Source organism: Rhodonellum sp., from assembly GCF_030656585.1.
Taxonomy (GTDB): domain Bacteria; phylum Bacteroidota; class Bacteroidia; order Cytophagales; family Cyclobacteriaceae; genus Rhodonellum; species Rhodonellum psychrophilum.
Map to the genome: position 1 here is coordinate 24,778 of NZ_JAUSPP010000050.1, position 24,401 is coordinate 49,178.

19 protein-coding genes are annotated in these 24,401 nt (G+C 37.2%); 8 read left to right on the top strand and 11 right to left on the bottom strand.

Annotation, left to right across the window (positions count from 1 at the left end; translation table 11 throughout):
* Positions 1-8 precede the first annotated feature (8 nt).
* The 7 genes from Q7J63_RS12355 (at position 9) to Q7J63_RS12385 (ending at position 9,030) form a co-directional block, all read left to right on the top strand.
* Positions 9-1,535 carry an alkaline phosphatase family protein gene (locus Q7J63_RS12355; protein WP_304886498.1) on the top strand — a complete coding sequence of 509 codons (1,527 nt, stop codon included), beginning with the start codon at positions 9-11 and terminating at the stop codon, positions 1,533-1,535.
* Between the two features lie 485 nt (positions 1,536-2,020).
* The gene (locus Q7J63_RS12360; protein ID WP_304886500.1) at positions 2,021-3,622 is read left to right on the top strand and encodes a class I SAM-dependent DNA methyltransferase; all 1,602 of its coding nucleotides are present in this window, start codon (positions 2,021-2,023) and stop codon (positions 3,620-3,622) included.
* Between the two features lie 92 nt (positions 3,623-3,714).
* On the top strand, positions 3,715-4,011 hold the full coding sequence (locus Q7J63_RS12365) for a type II toxin-antitoxin system HigB family toxin (RefSeq protein ID WP_019600136.1): 297 nt from the start codon (positions 3,715-3,717) through the stop codon (positions 4,009-4,011).
* Positions 4,012-4,020: 9 nt separating this feature from the next.
* The gene (locus Q7J63_RS12370; protein WP_304886501.1) at positions 4,021-4,389 is read left to right on the top strand and encodes a type II toxin-antitoxin system HigA family antitoxin; all 369 of its coding nucleotides are present in this window, start codon (positions 4,021-4,023) and stop codon (positions 4,387-4,389) included.
* Between the two features lie 41 nt (positions 4,390-4,430).
* On the top strand, positions 4,431-4,757 hold the full coding sequence (locus tag Q7J63_RS12375) for a KilA-N domain-containing protein (RefSeq protein WP_304886503.1): 327 nt from the start codon (positions 4,431-4,433) through the stop codon (positions 4,755-4,757).
* Complete coding sequence (locus tag Q7J63_RS12380; RefSeq protein ID WP_304886504.1) at positions 4,757-6,022, top strand: restriction endonuclease subunit S; 1,266 nt, start codon at positions 4,757-4,759, stop codon at positions 6,020-6,022. Before Q7J63_RS12375 ends, Q7J63_RS12380 begins: the two co-directional genes overlap by 1 nt.
* Entirely contained in the window at positions 6,019-9,030 is a 3,012-nt protein-coding gene (locus tag Q7J63_RS12385) for a type I restriction endonuclease subunit R (RefSeq protein ID WP_304886506.1), read from the top strand. The genes Q7J63_RS12380 and Q7J63_RS12385 overlap by 4 nt, the downstream gene beginning before the upstream one ends.
* Positions 9,031-9,147: 117 nt before the next feature.
* Here Q7J63_RS12385 and Q7J63_RS12390 read toward each other — a convergent pair whose 3' ends face one another.
* The 6 genes from Q7J63_RS12390 to Q7J63_RS12415 form a co-directional block, all read right to left on the bottom strand.
* Positions 9,148-9,888: a hypothetical protein gene (locus tag Q7J63_RS12390; protein WP_304886508.1), complete on the bottom strand. Its 741-nt coding sequence runs from the start codon at positions 9,886-9,888 to the stop codon at positions 9,148-9,150.
* A gap of 206 nt (positions 9,889-10,094) precedes the next feature.
* A complete protein-coding gene (locus Q7J63_RS12395; protein WP_304886510.1) occupies positions 10,095-11,585 on the bottom strand; it encodes a P-loop ATPase, Sll1717 family in 1,491 nt (496 codons plus the stop codon).
* A 368-nt stretch (positions 11,586-11,953) separates the two neighbouring features.
* Positions 11,954-12,460 carry a hypothetical protein gene (locus tag Q7J63_RS12400; protein ID WP_304886512.1) on the bottom strand — a complete coding sequence of 169 codons (507 nt, stop codon included), beginning with the start codon at positions 12,458-12,460 and terminating at the stop codon, positions 11,954-11,956.
* Positions 12,461-12,527: 67 nt separating this feature from the next.
* Positions 12,528-14,462, bottom strand: coding sequence for a UvrD-helicase domain-containing protein (locus tag Q7J63_RS12405; protein ID WP_304886514.1), 1,935 nt, complete (start codon positions 14,460-14,462; stop codon positions 12,528-12,530).
* Complete coding sequence (locus tag Q7J63_RS12410) at positions 14,444-16,525, bottom strand: ATP-dependent endonuclease (RefSeq protein ID WP_304886516.1); 2,082 nt, start codon at positions 16,523-16,525, stop codon at positions 14,444-14,446. The genes Q7J63_RS12405 and Q7J63_RS12410 overlap by 19 nt, the downstream gene beginning before the upstream one ends.
* A gap of 594 nt (positions 16,526-17,119) precedes the next feature.
* Positions 17,120-18,244, bottom strand: a complete 1,125-nt coding sequence (locus tag Q7J63_RS12415) for an SDR family oxidoreductase (protein WP_304886518.1) — start codon at positions 18,242-18,244, stop codon at positions 17,120-17,122.
* Positions 18,245-19,103: 859 nt separating this feature from the next.
* On the opposite strand from Q7J63_RS12415, the gene Q7J63_RS12420 reads away from it, so the two are divergent.
* Entirely contained in the window at positions 19,104-19,334 is a 231-nt protein-coding gene (locus Q7J63_RS12420; RefSeq protein WP_304886520.1) for a hypothetical protein, read from the top strand.
* Positions 19,335-19,897: 563 nt separating this feature from the next.
* On the opposite strand, the gene Q7J63_RS12425 is transcribed toward Q7J63_RS12420, so the two are convergent.
* The 5 genes from Q7J63_RS12425 to Q7J63_RS12445 form a co-directional block, all read right to left on the bottom strand.
* Positions 19,898-20,770, bottom strand: coding sequence for an exonuclease domain-containing protein (locus Q7J63_RS12425; protein ID WP_304886522.1), 873 nt, complete (start codon positions 20,768-20,770; stop codon positions 19,898-19,900).
* Positions 20,771-20,893: 123 nt separating this feature from the next.
* Entirely contained in the window at positions 20,894-21,685 is a 792-nt protein-coding gene (locus Q7J63_RS12430; RefSeq protein WP_304886524.1) for a M15 family metallopeptidase, read from the bottom strand.
* 297 nt (positions 21,686-21,982) lie between these two features.
* A complete protein-coding gene (locus Q7J63_RS12435; protein WP_304886526.1) occupies positions 21,983-22,642 on the bottom strand; it encodes a hypothetical protein in 660 nt (219 codons plus the stop codon).
* A gap of 9 nt (positions 22,643-22,651) precedes the next feature.
* The gene (locus Q7J63_RS12440; protein WP_304886528.1) at positions 22,652-23,014 is read right to left on the bottom strand and encodes a hypothetical protein; all 363 of its coding nucleotides are present in this window, start codon (positions 23,012-23,014) and stop codon (positions 22,652-22,654) included.
* Positions 23,004-23,804, bottom strand: a complete 801-nt coding sequence (locus tag Q7J63_RS12445; protein ID WP_304886530.1) for a hypothetical protein — start codon at positions 23,802-23,804, stop codon at positions 23,004-23,006. The genes Q7J63_RS12440 and Q7J63_RS12445 overlap by 11 nt, the downstream gene beginning before the upstream one ends.
* Positions 23,805-24,401: the final 597 nt, after the last annotated feature.

Here is a 24,401-nt window from a genome sequence, read left to right on the forward strand (position 1 = left end):
CTGAAACCATGAACAAAAACATAAGTATAAAATCAATAGTCATTCCGGTAATTCTAATAGGACTGACCTTTTTTTCCTGCATGGAGCAGGAAAAAAGCAAGCCTGATTTAAAGACTGTTGTCATCATCATCGATGGACTAAGAAAGGATTATTTATCAGAGACAAATTCCCCCAACCTGTATAAACTTTCAAAAATGGGAGTAGAAGGGCTCCATTCCCATTCCATTTTCCCGACCCTGACCCGAGTCAATTCCACTTCTTACGCAACTGGAAGTTATCCTGTGAGACACGGGATTTTGGGCAATTCGATTTATTTACCTGCGGTGGATGCAGTCAAAGGGATCAACACGGGAGATTTTAAGGCCTTGATGAAGGCAGACAGTGTGGAGAAAGGCAGGCTGCTGCTTGTCAAAACCTTCGGAGAATGGGTCGAAGATCAAGGGGAAACTGATTTCACCATATTCAGCTCAGGGACTACAGGCCAATCATTCCTTCTCAATCAAAGAATTAAAGGGAGGGGAATAATAAATCCTGATTTGATTTTACCTTCCAATCTAGAAAAAGAGGTAATAGCCAAGGTTGGTGAAATCCCCGCAAAGGAGAGGCCCAATCTGCCTAGACACAAATGGATAACCGATGCTTTTATTGAATTTGACTTAAAGTCAGATAAATCCTCTATCAGTACGATTTGGTTTTCCGACCCCGATGGAACCGCCCATGCTACAGGGATTGGTTCTCCGATGACTCTTGCTTCCATTAAGGGTGTGGACGACCAAGTGGGAAGAATCCTCCAGTACATTCAGGAAAACGGGATGGAAAATCAAGTGAACATCATTATCTCATCAGACCATGGATTCAGTACGCACATAGGGGAGGGCTCTTTGGAAGATTTCCTGATTGAAAAAGGATTGAAAACCGGTGAAGACTCTGATGATGTGATTGTTGTGGGCAATGCTGTCTATGTGAAGGACAAAGCGAAAATCAGAACCATAGCAGAAGCCTTTCAAAAAGAGGATTGGGTTGGGGCTGTCTTCTCAAAAGAAGAGGAAACGGCAAATATTCCCGGTACCCTTTCGCAGCATCTGATTTATTGGCAACATGCGGAAAGGGCCGCCGACCTCTATGTTGACGTTAACTGGAATGATGAAGAGAATGAATTTGGCTATAAGGGCGCTTCTTTCAATAGGGGCACGGCAGGACATGGCTCTTCCAGTCCATTTGAGATGCAGACCCCTTTCATCGCTGTCGGACCCAGCTTTAAAAAACAATTCGCAAACCCTCTTCCAACCGCTCTGATAGACATTATGCCCACAGTATTGCACATCCATGGGATCAAAATCGATCAGGAGATAGACGGCAGGGTTTTGGATGAAATACTTGTTGAAAACACAGCGTTCTATTCTGAACAACCACAAAAAACCCTAAAAGTCGAACATAAAATCGATGGGATCTTTTACAAGATTGATTTGTTTCAAACGGATTGGAATGGAAAAACTTACTTTGACTATTCCAAGACAGGAAGAGTGGTCGAGTAAACGAATCAAAAATAGTAAAGCTAAGAAGACACCCCAACCAGCTGCATTTTGGCTTTGGTTGGGGTTTTTTAAATTAAAATTTCTTTAGGATTCGTATGAGGTTTTGCTAATCAAGGCCTGGACTTTCACTTTGTTCTTTGGTATTGTTTTTCAAAAACATTAGCCATTTCAATACAGCATTTTCTTAATGCCTTTTCTCCACACACCGGAGACTGGTTTTTAAGGTGAAAAGCAATAAAAATGCCGTTCTGCTTCTATTTCAAGTTTTTGTTTAAATTATAAACATTAAATTGGCAAATAAATAAACAAATCAGGAATGGCATTCGCAATGCATAAAACGGGTTAAACCCAAACCAATTCTTTCTTTCTTTCTTTCCACAAAATCACCTCCCTATTTTCCCTTTCCACTTGCCAAATCAAGAAAATCCAACCATATTGTTTGATTAACTAATCCACCCCATTAAAGAAATTACCCAATACTATAAATGGCAAAGGCAGACATCGATTTTGAGAAGGAACTCTGGGATGCGGCAAACGAACTGAGAGGGGCTGTATCTGAGAATAATTATAAGAACTATATTTTGCCGCTGGTATTTTTGAAGCACCTCAGCGAGCGGTATGAGCTGGTGCATGAGAAGATCCAGAACTTACTCCAGGATCCAAAATCCGAGTATTATACCAATGACAAAGAGGAGATCAGCTATGTGCTGGAAGACAATGACGAATACCGGTCCAGAAACACCTTTAAAATCCCCAAAACGGCTTCCTGGCAATACCTGAAGGACAATGCGGAGCAGGATGATATCAAAGTAAAGGTCGATGATGCCTTTGATGTGATCCAGGAACTGCTGACGGGCTATAATCCCCAGTTGAACAACCTGCTGCCCCGGATTTTTGTCAGAAGTGAGTTGTCCCCGAAGCAGACAGGGGGGATCATCAACCTGCTTTCCCATCCCAAATTCTCAGAAAAGGAAAATCCGGAGAGTGATATCCTGGGCAGGATCTATGAATATTATATCGGGCGTTTTGCCATGGCGGAAGGCTCGGGTGCGGGACAGTTTTTCACGCCGGGCAGCATCGTCCGCCTCCTGGTGGAAATGCTGGAACCTTACAAGGGAAGAATCTTTGATCCGGCCTGTGGCAGCGGCGGGATGTTTGTCCAAAGCCTGAAGTTTATCCAGGAGCATGGGGGCAACAAAAAGGACATTGCCATCTACGGACAGGAGATGACGGCGCAGACCCTGCGGCTCTGCCTGATGAACCTGATGCTGCGCAACCTCTCCTTTGACATCAAGCTGGGCAACTCCCTGCTGGATGATAAATTCCCGGAGCTGAAGGCGGATTATATCATTGCCAACCCGCCCTTTAACGTCAGCAACTGGCATCCCGAAGACCTGCCGGATGGGGATCCGCGACTCTTTGGTCCCAAGGAGGAATTCACCACCGACGGCTCTGCCAACTACATGTGGATGCAGACCTTCTGGCACCACCTCAGCGATACCGGCACTGCTGGCATCGTGATGGCCAACGGCGCCATGACTTCCAACACCAAAGGCGAGAAAAACGTCCGACAGCACATGGTGGACAAGAGCATGGTGGACTGCATCGTCCGGCTACCGGACAAGTTGTTCTTGACCACGGGCATTCCGGCCTGTCTTTTTATCCTGAGCAAAAACCGGGATGGCAAGGACGGCATTCACCGCGAGCGGAGCGGAGAAATCCTTTTTATAGACGCCTCCAAAATGGGAGCAATGGTCAGCCGTAAACTGCGGGTTTTCAATGATGAAGATGTCAGTAAAGTAACCGATACTTACCACCGATGGCGGAATACGGCCGAAGTGAATGCAGCAAACGAGTCAATTCCCTATGCCGACACAGACGGTTTCAGCAAAGCCGCTTCCCTGGCGGAAGTACAGAAACAGGATTACAAACTGACGCCGGGCATTTATGTAGGCACCGAAGCGGAAGAAGATGATGGTATTCCCTTTGAAGAAAAGATGGCCGGGCTGAAGGCCACTTTGCTCGAGCAATTTGAAAAGGGGGAGGAACTGAAAAGGAAGATATTGGCTAATTTTGAAAAATTGTAAGCATATGAAAAACAGGCAATAGCACTATAATCTATAGTTTTAAAAGTTCCCAAATTGAGAATTTTATCCTATCTTTGCATAAGTTGAAAATAATGGAAAGAATTTTTGCAAAAAGTACTTTAAGAGCTTATTGGGAGAAACATCCCGAAACAGAGCAGTATCTAAAAACCTGGTATGATACGGCAATTGATGCGGACTGGAAAACACCCAATGATGTGAAACAAAGTTACGCCAATGCAAGCATACTTAAAGACAGCAGGATAGTATTCAACATCAAGGGGAATGCATATCGTTTGGTAGCAAAATTCAATTTCGAAAAACAGTGGATCTTCATCAGATTTATCGGAACCCACAGTGAATATGACAAAATTAATGCAGATACGATTTAAAGATGCAATATGGAACTTAGGCCAATAAAAACAGAAGACGATTATCAGGCAGCTCTAATGAGGCTTGAAAAAATATTTGATGCCCCGGTGGGAACCGTGGAAAGCGATGAGGCTGATATTCTGGCTTTGATGGTGGATGATTATGAAAAGAAGAAATATCCGATCGAAGCTCCGGACCCGATCGAAGCGATTAAGATACGCATGGAAGAGCTGGAGCTTAAGCAAAAAGACCTGGTAAATATCATCGGTGGGAAAAGCAGGGTATCTGAAGTTTTGAACAGAAAAAGGCGGCTGACGGTGGAAATGATCCGTAACCTGACCGAAAAACTACATTTATCACCTGGGCTTTTGATTTCTGACTATGAATTGTTGAATTGAAAAAAACAGCACAATGAAAATTTGATTTAACCCAAGTTGATATGTCAAAAAATCATAAAATTGAGGTGCAAGGCATAGCTGTTTGGGTCACCAAAATAAATGAGGACGATTATATATCGCTGACTGACATCGCAAGACAAAAGGATGCCATCCGAAGTGATTATATCCTTCAAAACTGGATGCGAAACAGAAGTACACTTGAATATTTAGGACTTTGGGAACATTTGAACAATCCCGATTTTAATTCCATCGAATTCGATGGAATTAAAATTCAGGCGGGCTCCTATAGATTCAAACAGCTCAACCAAATTGCCTTTTCTCAAATGACCTCTTTGCTAAATGCAAAAGGATTTAAAAAAATACAATAATGCCGGAAAACTGGAAGACATACAAGCTAGGAGAAATATCAAGAATTGGAGATGGTGCTCATACTAAGGTAAAAAGAGTTGATGAGGGAATTTTATACTTAACTTCTAAGAACTTTAAAAAAGGTCAGCTAATTTTAGATAAGATAGATTACATATCAGAAACCGATTATAATAGATTATTTTCTTCGAACTCAAAAGCAGTAAATAAACCTGAAGTTGGGGATATCATTTTAGGTATTATTGGAACACTTGGTAATGCATATCTTTATAAAGAATCCGACATTTTTGGCATATCAAGTTCTGTTGCAATAATAAGGGCAGATAAATCTAAAATTTTCCCAAAATTTTTATATTATTATATTACTGGCAACAAATTCAAACATTACCAGAATGCTCATAATGGAGCATCAGTTCAAGGATATACAAATATTCCTTCTTTAAAATCAATTCCAATTTTTTTTCCCTCACTTAACGAACAAATCGTTATATCCTCCATCCTATCCGCCCTAGATGACAAAATAGAACTCAACCTCCAGATGAACAAAACCCTGGAAGAAATGGCCATGGCTTTATACAAGCATTGGTTTGTGGATTTTGGCCCTTTCCAAGACGTTGAATTTGTGGAATCTGAATTGGGGATGATTCCGAAGGGTTGGGAGGTGAAAACTTTGGGTGATGAGTTTGATATTACAATTGGAAGAACACCTCCAAGAAAGGAATCTAAATGGTTCTCTTTTACTTCAGGAGTTAAATGGATTTCAATTAAAGATATGGGGAATGCTGGAACATATATATTTAATACGGCTGAATATTTAACCGATGATGCAGTCAAAGCCATCCCTAAAGTCCCCGAAAACACTGTAATACTCAGTTTTAAACTAACAGTTGGAAGGGTTTCAATTACAACGGAAAATATGGTAACCAATGAAGCAATCGCTCACTTTATTAAAAACAAAAGGACCTCAATAAGTAGTGAATACCTTTATTTAGCCTTAAAAATATTTGATTATAATTCTCTTGGAAGCACCTCATCAATAGCTACAGCAGTGAACTCGAAAACGGTGAAAGGGATTAAAATGGTTATACCATCACATATAATAGTAGATTCTTTTCAAGAAAAGGTAGAATACCTCTTTCAAAATATTAGGAGTAATACTAATGAAACTCAAACCCTCACCACCCTCCGCGACACCCTTTTACCCAAACTTATCAGCGGAGAAGTCAGGGTAAAAGACGCTGAAAAAACTTTATCCGCTGCCCTATGAGCAAGATGATCGAAATCACGGTTCAGAAGGCGGCCATCGTCCTATTGCAGGATTTGGGTTATGTCCATCAGGAAGGGAACTCCTTAAAAAGAGACCTTAAGAAAGTGGTGTTGGCGGATGAGCTCCGTAGGTTTTTGCAAAGCACATACCCTGATGTTCCGGCCACCGCCATCAACGAAGCCATGGTTTCCTTCACCCAGCACCAGGGCATGGACACCGATCACCGCAACCGGGATTTTCACCGAAAAATGACACAGGGGATTTCTGTGAGTTGGAAGGATGCCGGGGGAAAGGAACAAGCCAGGCATCTCTATCCCATCCATTACGGGGATCCGCTAAAAAACAGGTTTATCTGCGCGGACGAGATGACCATCATCGGCAAAAACACCCGCAGAACGGATTTATTGATCTACATTAATGGGCTGCCCCTAGTACTTTTTGAATTTAAGAACATGTTCGACAAGGAAACCGGCGTTGACAATGCCCACCGGCAGATCGGTCATTACGGACTGGACATCCCGCAGCTGTTTGATTACAATGCCATCAGCATCGTTTCCGATGGACTGGAAGCCCTGCACGGGATGTACAATGCCGCTTTGGAATGGTTTGCCCCCTGGAAAAGCCTCGAAGGAGACGACATCGAACAGGATCAGGCCCTCCAACTGGAAACCCTTATCAATGGCCTTTTTCCCAAAGCAACCCTGCTGAATTACCTCCGCAACTTTATCTTTCACGAAGACCATAACGGGAAGATTATTAAGAAGGGTGCCAAGTACCATCAGTATTGGGGCGTGGACAAGGCGGTAAACAGCGCCCTCGAAAATATCAAACCTCATGGTGACGGTCGTCTCGGCGTGGTCTGGCATACCCAGGGTTCGGGCAAAAGCATTTCCATGGCCATCCTGACCGGGATTTTGCGGCAGCTGCCCGAAATGAAAAACCCCACCATCCTCATACAGGTGGACCGCTCCGATCTGGACCAGCAGCTGTATGAGAACTTTGTGCTCTGCAAGGACCTGGTGGGTGATGTACAGCATGCCGATACCACCGATGACCTGAGGAAACTCCTGAGCAGCGATGGCGGTGGGGTGATTTTTACCACCATAGAGAAGTTCCGGCTCAAGGACCTCGAAAACGGAAAAGAAACGGCACATCCCGTCCTTTCCGAACGCTACAACCTGATCGTGATGGCGGATGAAGCCCACCGTACCCAGTACGGGTTCAATGACGGCGGCTTTGCGCAGAACATCAGAAGGGCGCTGCCCAATGCTTCCTTTATCGGTTTTACGGGTACGCCCGTGGATGGCAAGGATGCCGATACGCAATTGGTTTTCGGCAAAACCATCCATACCTACGACATCAAACAGGCCGTGGAAGACGGAGCCACAGTGCCCATCTACTATGAGCCCAAGATGGTGCCGCTAAACATCAAAGGCGAATACAGCAGGGAGTTGGAGGAAGTGGCCGAAGGGGCCGAAGGGGCCGAAGAAAGCAGCAATGCCGTCTGGGCAGCGGTGGAAGATGCCGCCGGAGCGGAAGAACGGGTGGCCAAAGTTGCCGCCGAAATCCTAAAGCATTACGGGGCCAGAACAGCCACGCTGGACGGCAAGGCCATGATCGTCTGCATGAGCCGGAGAAACTGTGTGAAGATGTACGAGGCCATCACGGCTTTGGAAGGTTGCCCGGAAGTGGCCGTGATCATGACCAGCAATGTGAGCAAGGATCCGTTGACCTGGAATCCCCACGTGCGGACCAAGGAAAGCATGGAAGCCGTCAAGAAGCGTTTCAGAACACCCGATGACGCTCTGAAAATCGTGATCGTCCGGGACATGTGGCTGACCGGATTTGATGCGCCCTGCGCCCATACCCTCTATGTGGACAAGATCATGAAAGGCCACAACCTGATGCAGGCCATCGCACGGGTAAACCGGGTATTCAAAGACAAACCCAACGGGCTGGTGGTGGATTTTATCGGTATATCCGGCTTCCTGGCCGCCGCTACCAAGAAATACACAGGCAGTGGGGGAGAGGGGAAGCCTACGCTGAACATTGAAGTAGCCGTTAGCTTCTGTCTTGAACAGTTTGAAATCGTGAAAGATCTCCTTGAAGATTTTGATATCGAAAGTATCAAACTGATGGCTGATCTTGAAAAGATGAAATGGTCCAATACTTTGGTCAACAAACTGTTGCGGTCAGATCCGATTACCGATAAATTCTTGCAGGAAGAAAGGAAGTTGACCGAGTTGGTGGCCATGTGCAATTCCGACGAACGCATCTGGCCCATCCAGGAAGAGGTCGCGGTGATCCAAAAAATCCGGCACCTGATCCGCAAGATCAAATCCCCTCCCGGCCCACAGCGCCAGAAAAACGACCGGATCAAAGACCTGATCAGCAAATCCATCGAATCCCATGCCATCGTGGACCTGGCCTCCATGTACGATCTGGACCAGATAGACATCTCCATCATCGATGACCGCTTCCAGGCCATCGTCAAAGAAAAAGGTGGAGAAAACATCAAAATCGAACTCCTCCGAAGGATCATCAACGATGAGCTCAAGGTCCGCATGCACAAAAACATCAAAAGGAACAGAAGCCTGAAGGACGAACTCGAACGGGTACTCGGCCAATACCACAAAAACAGCCTTGACTCCATCGCGGCCATCAAGCACCTCCTGGACATCGCCACCGAATTCAAAAACGACGACATCCGGACCAGAGAACTGGGCCTCACCGAAGACGAGCTCGCCTTCTATGACCTCCTCTCCGCCAACGAAAAACTCCTCAACGAAAAAGGCCCGATCCAGGATCTGGTCCACAAAGTAGTGGCTTCGGTAAAAAGGAACCTCCAGCTCGACTGGACCAAAAAGGAAGACGCCCGCGCAGCGATCAGATTGGCGGTGAAGAAGGAATTGAGGGGAAAGGTGCAGTTTTCGGCTTTGGATCAGTTGCTTCAGGAGGTGATTGAGCAGGCGGAAGGGCAGTATGGGGATTGGGTGGCAGAGGGGTGAGTTTTAAAATCTGAACCACTATTTTTTAGTAGGTTCTATTATGCGGTTAAGCTTTTTTCTCTCTGAAATATTTTGTACTTACTCCGGTTTAATGTATTTCGAATTATCCAATGTTTATCATCTTTGCTGTAATGCAATGATTGGATACCAATGCGTGTTATAAATCGTCAGCAAAGCAATATAAACTTCTTTAACCAATTGAACTCGATTATTGGTATTGAATTCATATTTTGCACTTAAACCATCGTCTTGACTTCTTATTATTTGACTTAGCTTAACAGCTTGTTGATAGATTGTCAAATCACTTTTATTGTCTCGAAAAAGTTCAAAGGGATTAATGGATTTAATTTTTTTAATTTCAGTTGGTTCCGAAAAAAGTCGTCCCCAATTATGTCTTGGACTGTAAATTAAATGATGATGCCCGCTCATATAAGCTGGAAAACTATCGATTGGAAAAAATGCTGAGTTTAAAACAATTTTGTCAGAAGAATAAAAAGTTCCAAGGTCAGAAGTTGTGTGAAATTCTGGTGTTGCATAATAAACTTGGTTACCTGGACTTTGAAGGTCTTTCAAAAGTTTGAATTGATATTCATTAGTCTTAAGTTTAATTTTAAAATAGTCGTGTCCGAATACATTCCAATGTTTCCGAAAAAAATTTGAAACTAAGTCGTGGTAAACAGGTGTTTTAAACTGAAAATAAATGTTACCATTTATTTGAACATCATATCCCCCTCCTAGTTTTCCTTCGTCAATGGTATTAGGAAAAAACGGAAGTGGAACAGCAGGGAAAAAATGTTTGATAAACTCAAAAGTAAAGCAGAAGGAAAATTGTGTTTCTGAAAATTCGCAATGTTGCATTGTATATATTTGTAATGTTAGTGTTTATAATTTATCAGTCAATATTTCAGGTTAGCAATATCTCCATGCATATATTATATAGAATATTATATCTTTAACAAATGCAACTTTAAAGATACTTTTTATGATTAGCTTTGGAAGGTGTTTTTGAAGGAGGCAAGCGAGCATCAAAATAATTTTAAATTTCTAGGTATAATTGTACACAATTATTTATTTATTTCTTTAACTTCTTTCCTAATTAAAAATTTTATGACTGGATTCTGAACTTGATAAGTTTTGGCGCCATTTTCAGTTTCACCAATGTAATGAACGAGACCATAGTTTTGAACAATCTTGATGTAATTTATGGCTGTAGGAGTACTTACTTTAGCGACATCAACATAATCCTTTGTTTTTATTTCTTCGTTGCCAATTTTTAAAATTCGATTCACATTAACAAGAATATCCTCTTTTGATCCTTTTTTACTGGGGAAAACTGCATAAAATTCAAAGTCAATACAGTAGTTTAGTTGACCTTCTTCAATGGCCTGCTTTGAAATAGTTGTAGATTCTGGATTAATATTATTTTGAGTATCATATATCACCGATAATTGACGAAATAAATATCTTGGGGAATTATCACTAAGCTCTATTAGTTCCTTAATGGTTGATTCAGAAAATATATTGTCCAATTGTACTTTACCATTACTAAAGTGTTCTATTCGCTTTGTTAATATTTCTTTCAGCTTTACATATGACCAGTTAATGTTAAAAGGCTTGATTTTATCAAATCGCACGCCTAATTGATCAAAATCGTTTTTTGTGGCATCCCATAAACCAATGACTATTGAATAATTTTCAGACAACAGTATTGTAGTATCAGTTAAGAGTTCTTTCAAGAATGTTGTAATAGAGTCGATTCCTTGTCCTAATGAAATATACTCATCCGCTCTGTCAAAGAAAACAGTGGTAGTTTTGAATCCAGATTTATTTATAAGATTCGCTAAATCAAGCCAAATTAGTTTGAGAGCTTTAGCGTCTTCCAAAAATTCACTTGGGTTCTCTGATTTTTTGATTGTTTCAAGTTCAATTTCAGGCAAATAGTTTTTATACAAGCCATTAGCGTTGGTGTCAGGCAGTCCAAATGATTTTCGAACAAAGTCTGAAGCTAATTCAAGCCCACCTCCAATCAAAAGGTTAATTGGCTTATGAAATAAATTATTATATAAATTTCTGAAGATGTTTCTAGATTTAAATTGGGTCGCCTTGTTATAGTAATCTTCATATTCTCTTACACTTAAGCTTCTAAAGAACTCAGCTATTATGAAAGATAGTTTTTCTTTGTCATTCTTATCCAATTTATTAAGTAAAGTTGGGTTTTTAGAAAGAGTTGCGCAGTAAAGTTTAATGGTTTTAGTAATCATTAATTTAAGAAACTGCTTCTTATTATTTTTTACTGGGATACCTTCAAAATCATCAATAAGAATAGCAAAGACATTTTTTTCTTCAAGCTCGCGTTTGAGTTTATAAATAAGTGCTGTCTTTCCGATTCCCCGCGCACCTATGATAAACCTACTTCTATTTTCAATTATATCTGAACGAAGACTGTTATAATTGTTTGGGTATATGAAAACATCGTCAAGAAACTTCCTCTCTTGTTCAGCCGAAAAAGTCGAAAATGGGTTCTTGTTGAATTTTAATCTTTCATATAGTTCCATATATTTTTTTTAATATTGTTCAACTCATTTATATCTTTAAAGGTGTATATACCTACATAATAAACATACTAAGATAACCTAGAGCGAAATTATTTTTGTTAGCGGTTAAAACTAACCTATTCTTCCTTACCAAAAAAATACCTAGATCAGGGTATTTTTTACTTATCATACTAAATTCATAAAGTAAAGGCCTACTACGAAGAATGTCCTTATGTAGGAACATTTTCCAAGTAACCAAGCCGGGTGTTTTTAAAGGAAAATGGACAAAGCAGCCAAACTATTTGACTGTCCTGCTAAAATACTCATCATAAAATCATCAAGCCTTTTTTTCAGCACTTGATGTCCTAAGTTTTTCTTTTGCCTAACCATTATTCAATGCTTGGGTTAATCACAAAAGCATAATTCAACTGGTCAGCTCCACTTTCCTTGGCATTCTGCCCCAATCCAAAGCGAGGTTTTTTAATCATTTCTGATTTTGGAAAGGAATGGTTTATTATTTGAGTTTTAATTGATTGAGAAAAAGCATTGTTTTCACTAAAAAGCTTCATGGCACAGACCATAGGGCCTTTTATCATTGTTTTCCTGTTAATTTCAAAGATGCCTCTTATTAAAATACCACCATATCCTCCCGTTTCTTCATTCTTCAGAGCAATATCAACTCCTGAATAATGGAATAACCAATCCCCTGCCTTGGGATCAACATGCTTACGCTTGTAAGTGCTGTTGTCAATATGATTTGGTGAATTCCAATAAAATTCAATTTCAATAAGTCTGTATATAGCTTTGTTGGTCTGGATGGCATAACTGTCAAACAATGTTTGGGCGATGTTCGCAAACTCACTTTCGGATTCTTTTTCTATTTTTAGGAATTCCATAGGCAATATAAGTTGTGAAATGACTTGTCGCAGCTAAATGAAGGTGGCAATTTTGAAACTTTAGGCCTTAATTTTCAATATCTATGACGTTATCTTCACCAAACCATTCTTTCGCTTTTTCTATTACTTGAGCTTCAGGACTATGAAAGAAGACTGCTAAATTTTCTTTTGCCCGAGTACAACAGACATAAAATATTTTTTGGGTTCTCTCCAATACGCTTGAGGAACCTGTACTTAAAAATAGATTTCCAAAATTGTAATTATTCCACCCTCCATTATTAAGTATGACTAGAACATTATCAAATTCAGCACCTTTGGTTTTATGCTGCGTTGAAAATGGTGTTTGTCCTTCAAGGTATTCATATAATTTTTGAAATTCAAGAAACTTAACTTCCTTCACTCGATTATATAAATACTGCTTATTCGCTTTAAAAGCAAATAATTTATCATCAATCAAACAGATTCCTTTTTCGTCAGCATCGCTAATGACTTGCTCAATTGTATTATCTCCTACATTAACAAGGCTTTCAATGTTTTCTTTTAAGGCTTTTTTGCTTGCGATACTTGTCACTTTAAAATGATAATCTGTGGCTCTTAAAAACTCATTGTACCTTTTATTTTGATAGAGAGAAATATTATTCTGAATTTTAAATAAGTGTTTTATAAGATTATCTCTTTTTGAACCTTTCTTGTTTTTATCATCTTCATCTTGCTTTTTATCATCAATTAAAGCATCCTTATTTAAATAGATTTTTCTTATTTCAGAGAATGGTTTATCCTTTAATTGATTGTACAATTCTGCTTTAATAGGGTTTGCCAATAAAATATCTTTTTTAAGTTCTTTTTGTCTGTTTTTTAGTTCAAACTTATCTACGACATTATCAAAAGTATCGTCTTCATCAATTTTAATTTCCGGTCTATTACTTTTCTTATTATCCTTTATTTTATTGAGGATGTCCGTCTTCAAACCTATGATAGGGTCACTATCATAAATATCCATCAAGGTTCTAAATCCTGCTTTATCTGCTATTAGATTGTGAGTAAGATTAAGTTCTTTTGTTTCCTTTGAATTATTAAAATTCCAAGCACAATTAGCTTCTAAGAATGCTTCAACCTTATTAATATCGCCATCAGTGGAATGTAGGAACAAAACATTACCTTGCTTTATTACACCTTCAACCATATTGGGTGCTTTCGGGTCGGCTGATGGTTCTTGAGTTAAACCATCAGTACGAAGTTTATTCGCCAAATCAATAACAAGTTTGGGATTCCTTCTATTTTGCTTCTTTTGAATTTCGTTTACTTTTTCTGCATCATCTCCTTTATAATCGTCTAAATTGCCAATGCCATCTTCATAAATTGCTTGCATAGCATCTCCAAAAAAACCTACGATATTCTTTTTTTCACTTTTCTTAAAATGTGTAAGAAATGTTTCTACGACAGCTTTACTTGTATCCTGATATTCATCAATAAAAATAAAATTATATTTATCTTTTACGATACTGCTAAGTTTGGGGTATTTTTCATAAAGATAATTTGCAACTATAAGCAATTCATCGTGAGATATAATTCCTTCACGTATTCTAACAAACTCTTTGTACTGTACACCAGCAGGCAAAACTGCGTAATAATTTTCTGGTACGGGATTGACTTCTTCAATGGAAATTCTGGTTACTTCCTCATTGTTCGCTAAGGAAATCAGTGCTTCTTTAAGTTCTTTTTGAAAGTGTTTAATGCTATCCCACAAGAAATCGTGTATCGTAGATACATTAAGATTTTTGTGGTTTACCCTTTCTTCAATTTCTTTAACGGCTGCATTAGTATATGTCATACAAGCAACCTTAGCCGTTGGATTTTCAGCTATCGCCTGTCGAATTACACTTACCAAGGAATATGTTTTTCCACTTCCAGCACCTCCGCTTAATAAAAAATTCCTACCATCATCAATTGACTGAAAAATTTCCTTTACTTCTGGCTCTAAACTTAATCTTCCTTCAGCCATAACAAACCATTTTTAATGTAAGCCGGAATATTCCAATTACTAAATTTTTCATCACTGTGATACAATATATCTAAAGCGAAATGTGTTTTCTTCTTAACACAATTCGCTGCTAAAACATAAGGACTTTTCGAATCATCATCAAAATCAGAAGCATTTTTTATCCCTTTGAAAGTATCTTTATTTTCTTTTACGAATCCTCTATTTAGGTGTATAAAGGCATCTTCAAAACTTCTTGCGTGATAAGTGCTTTCTTCCTGTTGGTAACATATACAAACTATAGAGCTCCCGACAATAATTGTTCTATTAGCAAGAGGTAAGGCTTTTAAATCAGCCCAAGTTACAGCATTTAAGAAATGATTAATTGCTGAGTTACTTGTTTTGGTACCTTCATTTACTGGACACGCTCCCCATACCTCTTGCCCTTTTGCATTTTGACCTGTTATATTTATAGCGTCGATATCTGTTAATATCAATGATTTAATACCCAAGAAGTCAATAAACTTTTCAAAGATTTGTGAATATGCACCAACTTCGATAGTTGATATATTTTGTGATAAAAGTGGTAGAAATGTATCCTCATTTCCTGCTGCTTTTAAACGTGAAGCTTCTTCCAAATCAACTTTTCGCATAAAAGTTGGTATCAAAATCCTTTCGGTATCTCCTTCAATAAGAACAGCTTTATCAGCAAAAAAGATTTCAGCTCTGCTGATCGTTAGATATTGTTTTAAGAATTGATACTGTTTTGGGTCAGCATTATATTGAATTCTTAAATCTTTCAGATTTTTCGCAGTTACGTTATTCTTTGCTATTGCTTTCAAATATTTAATATCATCGAAATCACTATCTGCTACAATGTGTGATGAATGCGTTGTGATTATGTACTGTAATGATCTGTTTATACCATCCTCTCTTTTGACACCTTCTCCAAGCAGTTTTTTTATATTTTTTATAAAGACATACTGCATTTGGGGATGGGTATGAGCTTCCGGTTCTTCTATAATAAGCAAATTAATATCTGCTGGCTTTTTCTCTTTATCTTTTTTGAAATCCTGTATCAAAATTTCAATTTCAAAAATCATACTTATTAGGTTCATATAACCTAAACCGTTATAGTGCTCTGGTAATTTATGGTCATCGTGAGTATATACTACAGTAGTATTTCCTTCAAGTAATTCTCGGTGTTGTAATGTCGAGATAATTGCTATGTCAGTATCATTCAATTTAACGCCTCCAAAATTCTGTACCTTTTTTATTACATCTTTAAATAAGTTTTTATATATATCGCTTAAGGTACTGTCGGTTTCCGAAAGCTGGTCTTTGAAATCTTCTGTAGCCTGGGTCTTATCGCTACTATTTTCTTTTTTTTTATAAAGGCTAGAGGTTTGTTTTGAGAGTGTGTTTTCCTTTTCTTTATTTGTCACATCTCTTCTTGCACTTATGTACTTAAAGCTGATGATGTCCCTTAAATCAATGTTTTCAGTAACAAGATCAATTGGTTTAGTATCGGTAATCTTGTTTGTAGCTGTATCGTATTCAAAAGAGAATTTATGAATTTTAAAATAAGCTTCTAATTTTTGCTTTAAAAAATCTTTTAGATTCCTTGGCTTATATTCATTTCTCTTTACATTTTTGCCATTTTCACTTGCTTCGAAGACTGCATAGTCTGCTTTTATTTTTAATAAATCATCATAGATTACAGTGAACTCAAAACCTAAAACAATATTATTATTGTCCGGGTCTAAATCCATCAATACTCTGCTAACATTAGATAAGTCATCAGTGTCGTTATATTCAATATAAATTTTCAGCTTAATGCCTTTGGGTAGGAATTCGTCTGGAACATCGGGCGACTTAATTAAACCTTCTAATTCATTTTTGAAATCAATATTGAAATCATCATAAGAAAATTTACTTTTCTCATTTATAAATTTATTAAGAACTGACAGAATAGAAGTCTTCCCTGTATTGTTTTTTCCGATAACAAGAGAAAGTTCATTTTCAAGGTCCATTGAGAAAACCTTCAGTAATCGAAAATTTTCAACTTCTATTTTTTTTATCTTCATATTACATTTAATTTTTCTGTATATTATTGGTGTGCTTAAACGAACCTTTCTTAGGCCCCACCAATATCACAAATGCTTGCTACCACTATAAATGTCACCAAAAAATGCCATATATTCCTTGATTAAATTCAGTCTAATATTTGCTTTTTCCGGAATTTATCGACCTTTCGAAAATGATTAAAGGAAGAATGATATTTAATCAGTTTACCTATTTCAGTTAAAATTCCTCTTAAAATGGATTTATCCTACGGTTCAAACCTACAAACTTCTCACCATTTAAAATATACCCCGAACAGGGTATATTTACCACGATAATAGTCAGTATTTTCTTGCTTAAATACAGAATAGGGAAGAAGGCAAATTTAAATGCAATTGAAAAAGGTTTTGATAAGCCGCAAAAATAAATCTAGCCTAAGAAAAATATTGGAAATCAATTTCAGCAAAACAGCTGATTTTGGAATGTTCCCTGTGGTAGGTGAGGTGGAAAATTCTGCTGGTTTTTGACCCAGAGTCATATGGGGTTAAAATTTTGGGATATATATCCCAATCCTGTAAAGGTATTCGCAAAAAAAAACAGTTTTAAAACAGCATGAATTACACATTGATATCTTTAAAATTATGAATACGTGCATATCGAATCATATTTGTCAATGCTTCTGCGTCTATTTTCGGGATTTCTAAAATAGAATTCAACAAGGTGGTATCATATTCATTTGCTTCTGAAATGAAATAAGGTTTTAAATGTTTACCAATGCTTTCGTAATACATTTTTTCAATCGCATTCACATAGTTAAAATCCAAGGTATTTGGCACCATAGAAAAGTTTGTGTAACCCACTTCTTTCATAATTAATTTCAAACCTTTTACAATATTAAAACTCGTATGGTTGACGATATTGAGTTGCTTGATGTCGTCGCGTTGAAAGGTGCTTAGGATTACTTTTGCCACATAATCTACGGGAATAATATTTAATCCTGTCGTGTCATTCACCATAAAACGCACATTTTCCTGTTCAGGACTTCTGTTGGCGGTCAGGTGAAAAAACTTTGCCAAAAGGTAAAAAACCATGAATTTAGGGATAAAAAAATTGCTTTCTTTCCCAATCATTTTACCGCCAATGACACTCGGTCTTAGTATTTGATAGGGCAATCCAATAGACAAACACTGTTCAACGACAAAATTTTCAGATTCAAATTTGGCATTTTCATACGCATTTCGGTGCGTAGGTTTAAATTTTAAATTATGAAAATCATTGTCTATGATGCCGGTTCTTTCTCCAGAAGCAAAAGCGGTACTGATATAAATGAACTTCTTGATAAAGGGACTAAAAGTGTTGAATATTGCTTTGGTGATAGAGGTGTTTTCTTCAAATATTTTTTCTCGCTGCTCCTCATCTGTTGAAAGATTTACATAGCCCGCAGAATGTATAAAATAGGCATCTTTTATCTTGTCCGAATACGCATCCTGTATTTGAGACAAATCGGAATCAATGACTTCAAGATATTCATGCAGTTTTTCCAAGCCCTGTTCCTTCACTATTGCAGGGGTATAGCTACTGGACAGCAGCTCGTTTATTCTGTCTTTTGCGCTAATTTTGCCTTTATTTCGGGTGATCAAGAACAGTTTTCCTGTGATTGAATTTTTTATAAAATGCGTCAATGCCTCATACATAATATGTGAGCCTAACACGCCTGTTGCGCCTGTAATAACGATTTTCATTAGTCTTTTTTTCTATTCTGCCCAAATGTAAGTTTAAAATTCAACCTTTAAGAAGAATAGCGCCTTAAACGGATAAAAGGTAAAGGAATATGAACATTCGATTTTAAACGCAACTCCTGTTGTACAGCAAACTTTCTTTTTGTGAATCAAACACCAAGTCGCTTGCCTGGCAAATGTAAATGACAGGATTTTGGTTTAAAGGTCTATTGCATCGCTGGTGCTGGTACCTGGATTTGCAACAATAAAAGGGACCAATATATTTAGCCCGTTGATTTGTTGATTCCCGTCGCCTGCCGCGGGCTCCTCAAATTGCAAGTTGGCGGGTTGGGTGATGATCGGGGGGGGCAAATTCGCTGACACCTCTGTTCAGGGTGTGAATGCGGTGATGAGGCACTTGTTTGTACTTCCTTCAAAATCAAATTCAATCTTGGCTGATTTCCTATAAATGAACCGAGGTTATGCCATGCTAAAACCTCGTTTCTCCCATACATCCAACTTTCTTTTTCCAGCTGTCTTAAGTTGCCGGATAAATCCCATGCTTGTTTAGGGTAGGTTGGATTCCATTTTTCTTCTCCTCTTCCAGGATTTTAAGCTTTTCTTTTGTGGCAATTGTTCTTTTTTTCATTACCGAAAAATTCAAATATTTTTAACCATAATTGCGGCCGACTATATAAGAGGCCTATACACTGGCTTGTGCCACTTTTCGCAAACAGGTCCAACAGGCATTCCATCTCTCCGGTGGTATAGTGTCTCATGGTGGTGAGTTTTAAACAATCCTACCACATTTCATTGGTTCAGAAAATATTTAGTTGGACGGGTGGAGACAATGAGTAGAGGTATATCCGAATGCTTTGGATGGATGGAAAGATTTTTCCGAGCAAATACCAGATTTTTTATATATAAATTTAGTGATGATAATCGAGATAATATATTTAAAAGTAGTAAAATTCCATTTAGATTGTGCAAAAGTGCTGTCAAAAATCTGGAAATGAAAGGCATGAAAATAAAAGGTAATGGATATCCTAAGAATAATTTAATGTTGAAAAATATTAAAAAAAATTTACCCCCGTCAGAATCACCAAATAATTAAATATAAGAATTAATTACTATGATTTAAGATGTTAATTGTAAAGGAATTAAATAGATTTTAGACCAGGTTCAATACTTATGGTTAATAAATTTCATATTACCCTGTTTTTATTATTTTTTGATGACATTTGTATAATTAGTTTTCGGGAAAATCCCAAATAGAAAAAGACCGACGGCAATCGGTCTTCTCTATCATATTTCATTTAAATGAACAAACGCATGCAGTACATGGAGTTTTCATTTTTCTGTTTTGTTATCTTCGGATTGATTGCTTCAATCAATCACATTGACCAAATCAGAAGGAGAAACAAGTGAAATTAATTTTGTTTCTTTTAGAACCCTCGGCATCTGCCGAGGGTTTCTTTTCGAAAGTACGGTAATTACTTTCTTATAGTAAATATATATTTACTATTTTTTCAATTTAAAGGCTTAAAACTTTAAATTTGGACATCAAAGAGTTGAATTTTAATGGTATAAATCTCAAATTTTTGTTAAAAATATCCACAATTAAAAAAATATGCTTTAGTGGGGTGAAATAACCGGCTCTGTCTAGTAATTAATTCATTACTGCAAATCTGCCATCCATTTAAAATCCTCTTCGGAAAAAATTTGAATGGATTGACCTTTCCCTTTTAATAATTCAGCCTTTCTCTGTTTAGAACTTTTATCGTATCCAGCCAACCTGTATGCAGTTTGAAAACCTACCACTAAAATCGTTGTTTCTTTGTTCACTCCATCCGATACATTGCAACCTGCATGAGCTGCTATTTGAGCCATTTCAGCTCTCGGACGTGATAGGGTACCAGTAAATACCACGGATTCCCCATACAATGGACCTTCTGGATTTCCGTCCGTTTTAAAACTTACATAAGTTCCCCCATAGGTCCTTGGTGTTATGGGTTTTTCAATTTTTATTAACCAGTTTCCTAGAGTAATATTGCTGGCTATAAGAATATGGGATACCACTTTTCCTGCCGCTATCGCATCTTCCAAAGCATCGTGGGCTGTAAAATTAATTCCAAGATGACCACAAATTTTCCCAAGGCCATATCCTTTGCTTGAAAATTCACTCCAATGCCTCCTGACCATCTTGGCAGAGTCCATCCAGTCTACATCCAAATGGTTCAGAAGATAATTTTCACATGCCCGGTTTAGGGAGCAACGATCAAATGGCATGTGGTGTATAAGCTTATGACCTTTCAGCATTTTGGAAACCTCTTCCATTATTTCTGGAATTTTTGGGGCATTTTGAACTTTCTCTTCATCAATTCCATGAATCGAGGTAAAAAACTCATCAAAATACTGTTCCGGATTCACGTAGGTTTTCCAGGATCCTATTAAATCTCCATTCATGAATTCAGCAATTCCAATTTGACAGATACTGCTGTAATCAGCATTTGCGGTTTCTACATCAATGGCAAAAAAATGATTTTCCATGTATTATAAGATTAAGTAGATTCAAGATTATACAAATAAAGAGAGGTAGAAAAAATCCAGAATCGGATATATTTTATCCCTTAATTCATTGGAAATTTGGCATTCTCATTAAAATTGATTGCATCAAAAACGGTCTTCCGGAAAAAGTCGTGCAACCTCAAAATGCATCCCATCAAGTCGGGAATTGAAATGCCCACCCCAATAGAAGCCAAATTTATTGGCCAGTGGAACCAATTTTCTCACACTGCCCTTTTGCCCAACAAGTGCAGGCGTATGTCCCAAACCATTCCATGCAACATTAATATCGAATGCCGTTCCAAAGGAATGGTTGCTTAAAACAGGCTTTCTTCCTCTGATATACCTGGGGTAATAGGAGCCTCCCCATGTTTCCACAAGGTCCATAAGCCCGGCGTTCTCCCATGCCTCAAATAATCCTTGTAGCTGAGGTGCCGCTCTTTTATGAAACCTTATATTTCCACTTTTTGGACCTCCTGTCAGGTGTTTGACAGCGGGAATGTGAATAGAGATGATATTATCCGAAGGCCAGTTGCAGGTGATTCTTATTTCATCTCCTATACCTGCGTCTTCAAAATTAAACTTGCCAAAATGTTTTTGTCTGCTTTTTGTATTCGCTAAAAAGGGGAAATCAGGCTTTGGAGGCCAATTGATGCCAGTCTCGGAGGAATCATTTGGATCGGACAAAAACGGCAATCCCCTTTCAAAAGCGATCATATAAGTTTTGTGGCCCACTACACCATCAGGGTTCAATCCATTTTCAACCTGAAAAGCCTTGGTCTTTCTTTCTGTAATTGGGCCATATTTACCATCAACACTTAAAGGATATCCTTCGCCTAATAAAAAAAACTGCCATTTTCTGACATCTATACCGATGGATTGTAACCTTAAGATTTTCATTTTTGATGGGGTTTACTTAAAATCTAGAAAGTCTCTAATTATAAAAGCCGAGAAAATTTTTCATTTATAGAATCAAATAGGGTAGGAGTTTTTTGTTTCATTAGCCAAGGAGGATTTAAATGATTAAGCTGGCATATTGATTAAATTTACATTTGGAAGAGATTTCATAATACAATCAAAAGAATTATTTTGTTAAACCTCATAGTTATTATTGTTAAATTAACAGATAAGGAGTGTGTATTCGGATTGCAAATATTTATCGATTTGGTGTAAGATGATATTTTGTATAATTTACTTTCACCATTGAATAGAATAAATATTTTGGTCTTCATCTAAGTCTAATTCAATAGGGTCACATCCAATTTTTATTGCGGATTTTATTATTTCTATCTTGAGTAAATTATAACCTTTGGTTCCTTTAATTCCCCATGACACTAATTCTGGGAGATCTTTAAAACCTTTTTTACCTCCCTTTAGGCCAAAAAATTCAGCATTGATTCTCCTCATGTAATAGTAAATAAATGGATTTGCTCCATCTATTGATTGTCCAATGAAGGTTTGCATTAACATTCCTACCTTTTTATCGAATGAGACAAGAGCAGTTTCCACCCAATATTCCATTTGAAGCAATATTCCTTCGAGCAATTTATTTTTTGGATATTTTGTTTTCTCGCTATTGATAAAGGAAATCACAAAAATAAGCTGTACCCAGGAAATCTGGAACCCGAAGGATGGAACACTATCCGAAAGAAAATGACTAGACGTTCTAGTGAAATGATCTCCTTGATAGGCGTGCCGGATATTAAAAAGAAAATCACTTAACATATTCTCAGCCGTAGTTTTTTGTATCTCTAAGTCCCATAACGTAGATATTACTTCGTAAATAGTACAGAGGTCATTATATGAACCCCAAAATTCTACTCCTAGGCCTCTTTTGGTTGGGATTAAATAAAACATACAATATATTTAAATTGATAACTGGGAAAGTTTTTCTAATTTTAAAAAATAACTTTTCCAACTGTCTTTTATTTTCCCAGATTGGTTTGTTGGATTTGTGGAATCATTATAGAGAAAAACATATCTTATTTTACCATCATTGTCTTTTTTTATATCATTTGGATCATCAACAATGGATAATAAAAAATTTTCTGTTAAACCCTTGTATTTTGTGTAAATTGGGTGTTCTTGGTAACTCTTTCCAGGTTGTTTTTTATATACCATACTATTATAACCTAGAGGCATATATTCTCGGTTAAAGGCCATCCACTCTCCATTTTCATTCGGGGCAATACCATATGGAAGGTTTATTCTAAAGAAATTATTTAACATTTTTTTGTGAATTTAAAACATGAGAAATAAACATTTTTCCAAAGTCAGTCAGGAAATATTCTTCCTTATTATTTCCAAGATTCTTATTTCTATCAACCATCTTGAATTGGACTAAATCATTCTTTACTTCATTTTTTATGTCATGAAGATAAGTGTCCTTATTTTGCAATGAACTAAGTGCGTTTAAAATATGAATTTGTTCTTGATCGGAATATCTCGATGTAATTAAATCGAGAGTATATTTTGAATAAATGGATCGAATGTGGTCCATTTGGGCAGTTAGATTAATATTCTTTGATTCTACGGATTTAAAAATCCCCCTTAATTTTTCGTTTTGTTCAATATATTCTTTATTTGACTTATCCAAATATTCAATTCTGTCATTGAGATCAGAAATAGTCATTTCTCCCGCTTTAGCAATTTCAATTTTGTGATCCCAGTGAGCTATTTTTGCTTCTTCTTTTTTTTGAGCTTCTTTTATTTCAGAAGCAGCAATAATTGATCTAGTTTCTGGCCATTTAATTAACATTGCAATCATTAAACTCAAAAAGGGTATTACCAAAGAATAGGAAATGGAAATTCCAATTGGTATGACAAGAATATTCCAAAAATTAAAGTACTCAGAATCATCTATTAAATCAATTGTGTATTCAATTGATCTATTTGATGATAAAATTAATAAAATAGGCTTCCAGTTCCAAAAAATTAAAGAAATCAAAAAAGATCCAAATACTCTGTTTCTAACTCTTTCGTTAACGGATTGGAACAAATCTTTTATAATGTCTGTCATTAAATATATTCAGATTTTTTTTGAATTAAGTTAGTAGGATTTTATATTAATTTTTTCCAGAATCAACTTCTATTCTTTTATTTAATAAATAAAGTGTTAATATAATTATTGAAAATTATGGATAATCCAAAATAGGATATTCATTTAAATTAGGCATTGTAAAATATATAAAACTATTAATTTAAATTTCAAAATATTTCTATTGGTGAATTAAATCTGACAGCAATTTGATTACAAGGCTCATTTTTATAAAAGCATAAATCCATAGGCAATGTGAATTTTGTCAGTAAAATCCTCAATTTGCTTAAATATTTGTTTTTTTCGCCGTGGGACCATTTCTTTTGCTCATGAAATAATCTATTTTTTAATATTTTTAACCTTTGTCCTCCTATTTAATAAATATTTTTTTGAGATTAAGTATTCAAATATAAACCATTCGTTGATATGAAAAAATACCCATTCTAGGGTATTTTTTAAGTAATTTTCAAATCATTTTTAACAATTCAGAAAATAAAAGCTTATTTGGCTAATAAAGCAGTATCATATATTCTTAACAATTTCGGCATGTTTGCGAGTCGCCCTTCTTTTTTAAATAAA

Coding starts and splice junctions, on each gene's coding strand:
- Q7J63_RS12365 (WP_019600136.1), top strand. CDS start 3,715: ATGGAAAGAATTTTTGCAAAAAGTACTTTAAGAGCTTATTGGGAGAAA.
- Q7J63_RS12400 (WP_304886512.1), bottom strand. CDS start 12,460: ATGGAATTCCTAAAAATAGAAAAAGAATCCGAAAGTGAGTTTGCGAAC.
- Q7J63_RS12440 (WP_304886528.1), bottom strand. CDS start 23,014: ATGTTAAATAATTTCTTTAGAATAAACCTTCCATATGGTATTGCCCCG.
- Q7J63_RS12370 (WP_304886501.1), top strand. CDS start 4,021: ATGGAACTTAGGCCAATAAAAACAGAAGACGATTATCAGGCAGCTCTA.
- Q7J63_RS12360 (WP_304886500.1), top strand. CDS start 2,021: ATGGCAAAGGCAGACATCGATTTTGAGAAGGAACTCTGGGATGCGGCA.
- Q7J63_RS12445 (WP_304886530.1), bottom strand. CDS start 23,804: ATGACAGACATTATAAAAGATTTGTTCCAATCCGTTAACGAAAGAGTT.
- Q7J63_RS12425 (WP_304886522.1), bottom strand. CDS start 20,770: ATGGAAAATCATTTTTTTGCCATTGATGTAGAAACCGCAAATGCTGAT.
- Q7J63_RS12380 (WP_304886504.1), top strand. CDS start 4,757: ATGCCGGAAAACTGGAAGACATACAAGCTAGGAGAAATATCAAGAATT.
- Q7J63_RS12420 (WP_304886520.1), top strand. CDS start 19,104: ATGGAAAGATTTTTCCGAGCAAATACCAGATTTTTTATATATAAATTT.
- Q7J63_RS12395 (WP_304886510.1), bottom strand. CDS start 11,585: ATGGAACTATATGAAAGATTAAAATTCAACAAGAACCCATTTTCGACT.
- Q7J63_RS12355 (WP_304886498.1), top strand. CDS start 9: ATGAACAAAAACATAAGTATAAAATCAATAGTCATTCCGGTAATTCTA.
- Q7J63_RS12410 (WP_304886516.1), bottom strand. CDS start 16,525: ATGAAGATAAAAAAAATAGAAGTTGAAAATTTTCGATTACTGAAGGTT.
- Q7J63_RS12390 (WP_304886508.1), bottom strand. CDS start 9,888: ATGCAACATTGCGAATTTTCAGAAACACAATTTTCCTTCTGCTTTACT.
- Q7J63_RS12375 (WP_304886503.1), top strand. CDS start 4,431: ATGTCAAAAAATCATAAAATTGAGGTGCAAGGCATAGCTGTTTGGGTC.
- Q7J63_RS12405 (WP_304886514.1), bottom strand. CDS start 14,462: ATGGCTGAAGGAAGATTAAGTTTAGAGCCAGAAGTAAAGGAAATTTTT.
- Q7J63_RS12415 (WP_304886518.1), bottom strand. CDS start 18,244: ATGAAAATCGTTATTACAGGCGCAACAGGCGTGTTAGGCTCACATATT.
- Q7J63_RS12435 (WP_304886526.1), bottom strand. CDS start 22,642: ATGTTTTATTTAATCCCAACCAAAAGAGGCCTAGGAGTAGAATTTTGG.
- Q7J63_RS12385 (WP_304886506.1), top strand. CDS start 6,019: ATGAGCAAGATGATCGAAATCACGGTTCAGAAGGCGGCCATCGTCCTA.
- Q7J63_RS12430 (WP_304886524.1), bottom strand. CDS start 21,685: ATGAAAATCTTAAGGTTACAATCCATCGGTATAGATGTCAGAAAATGG.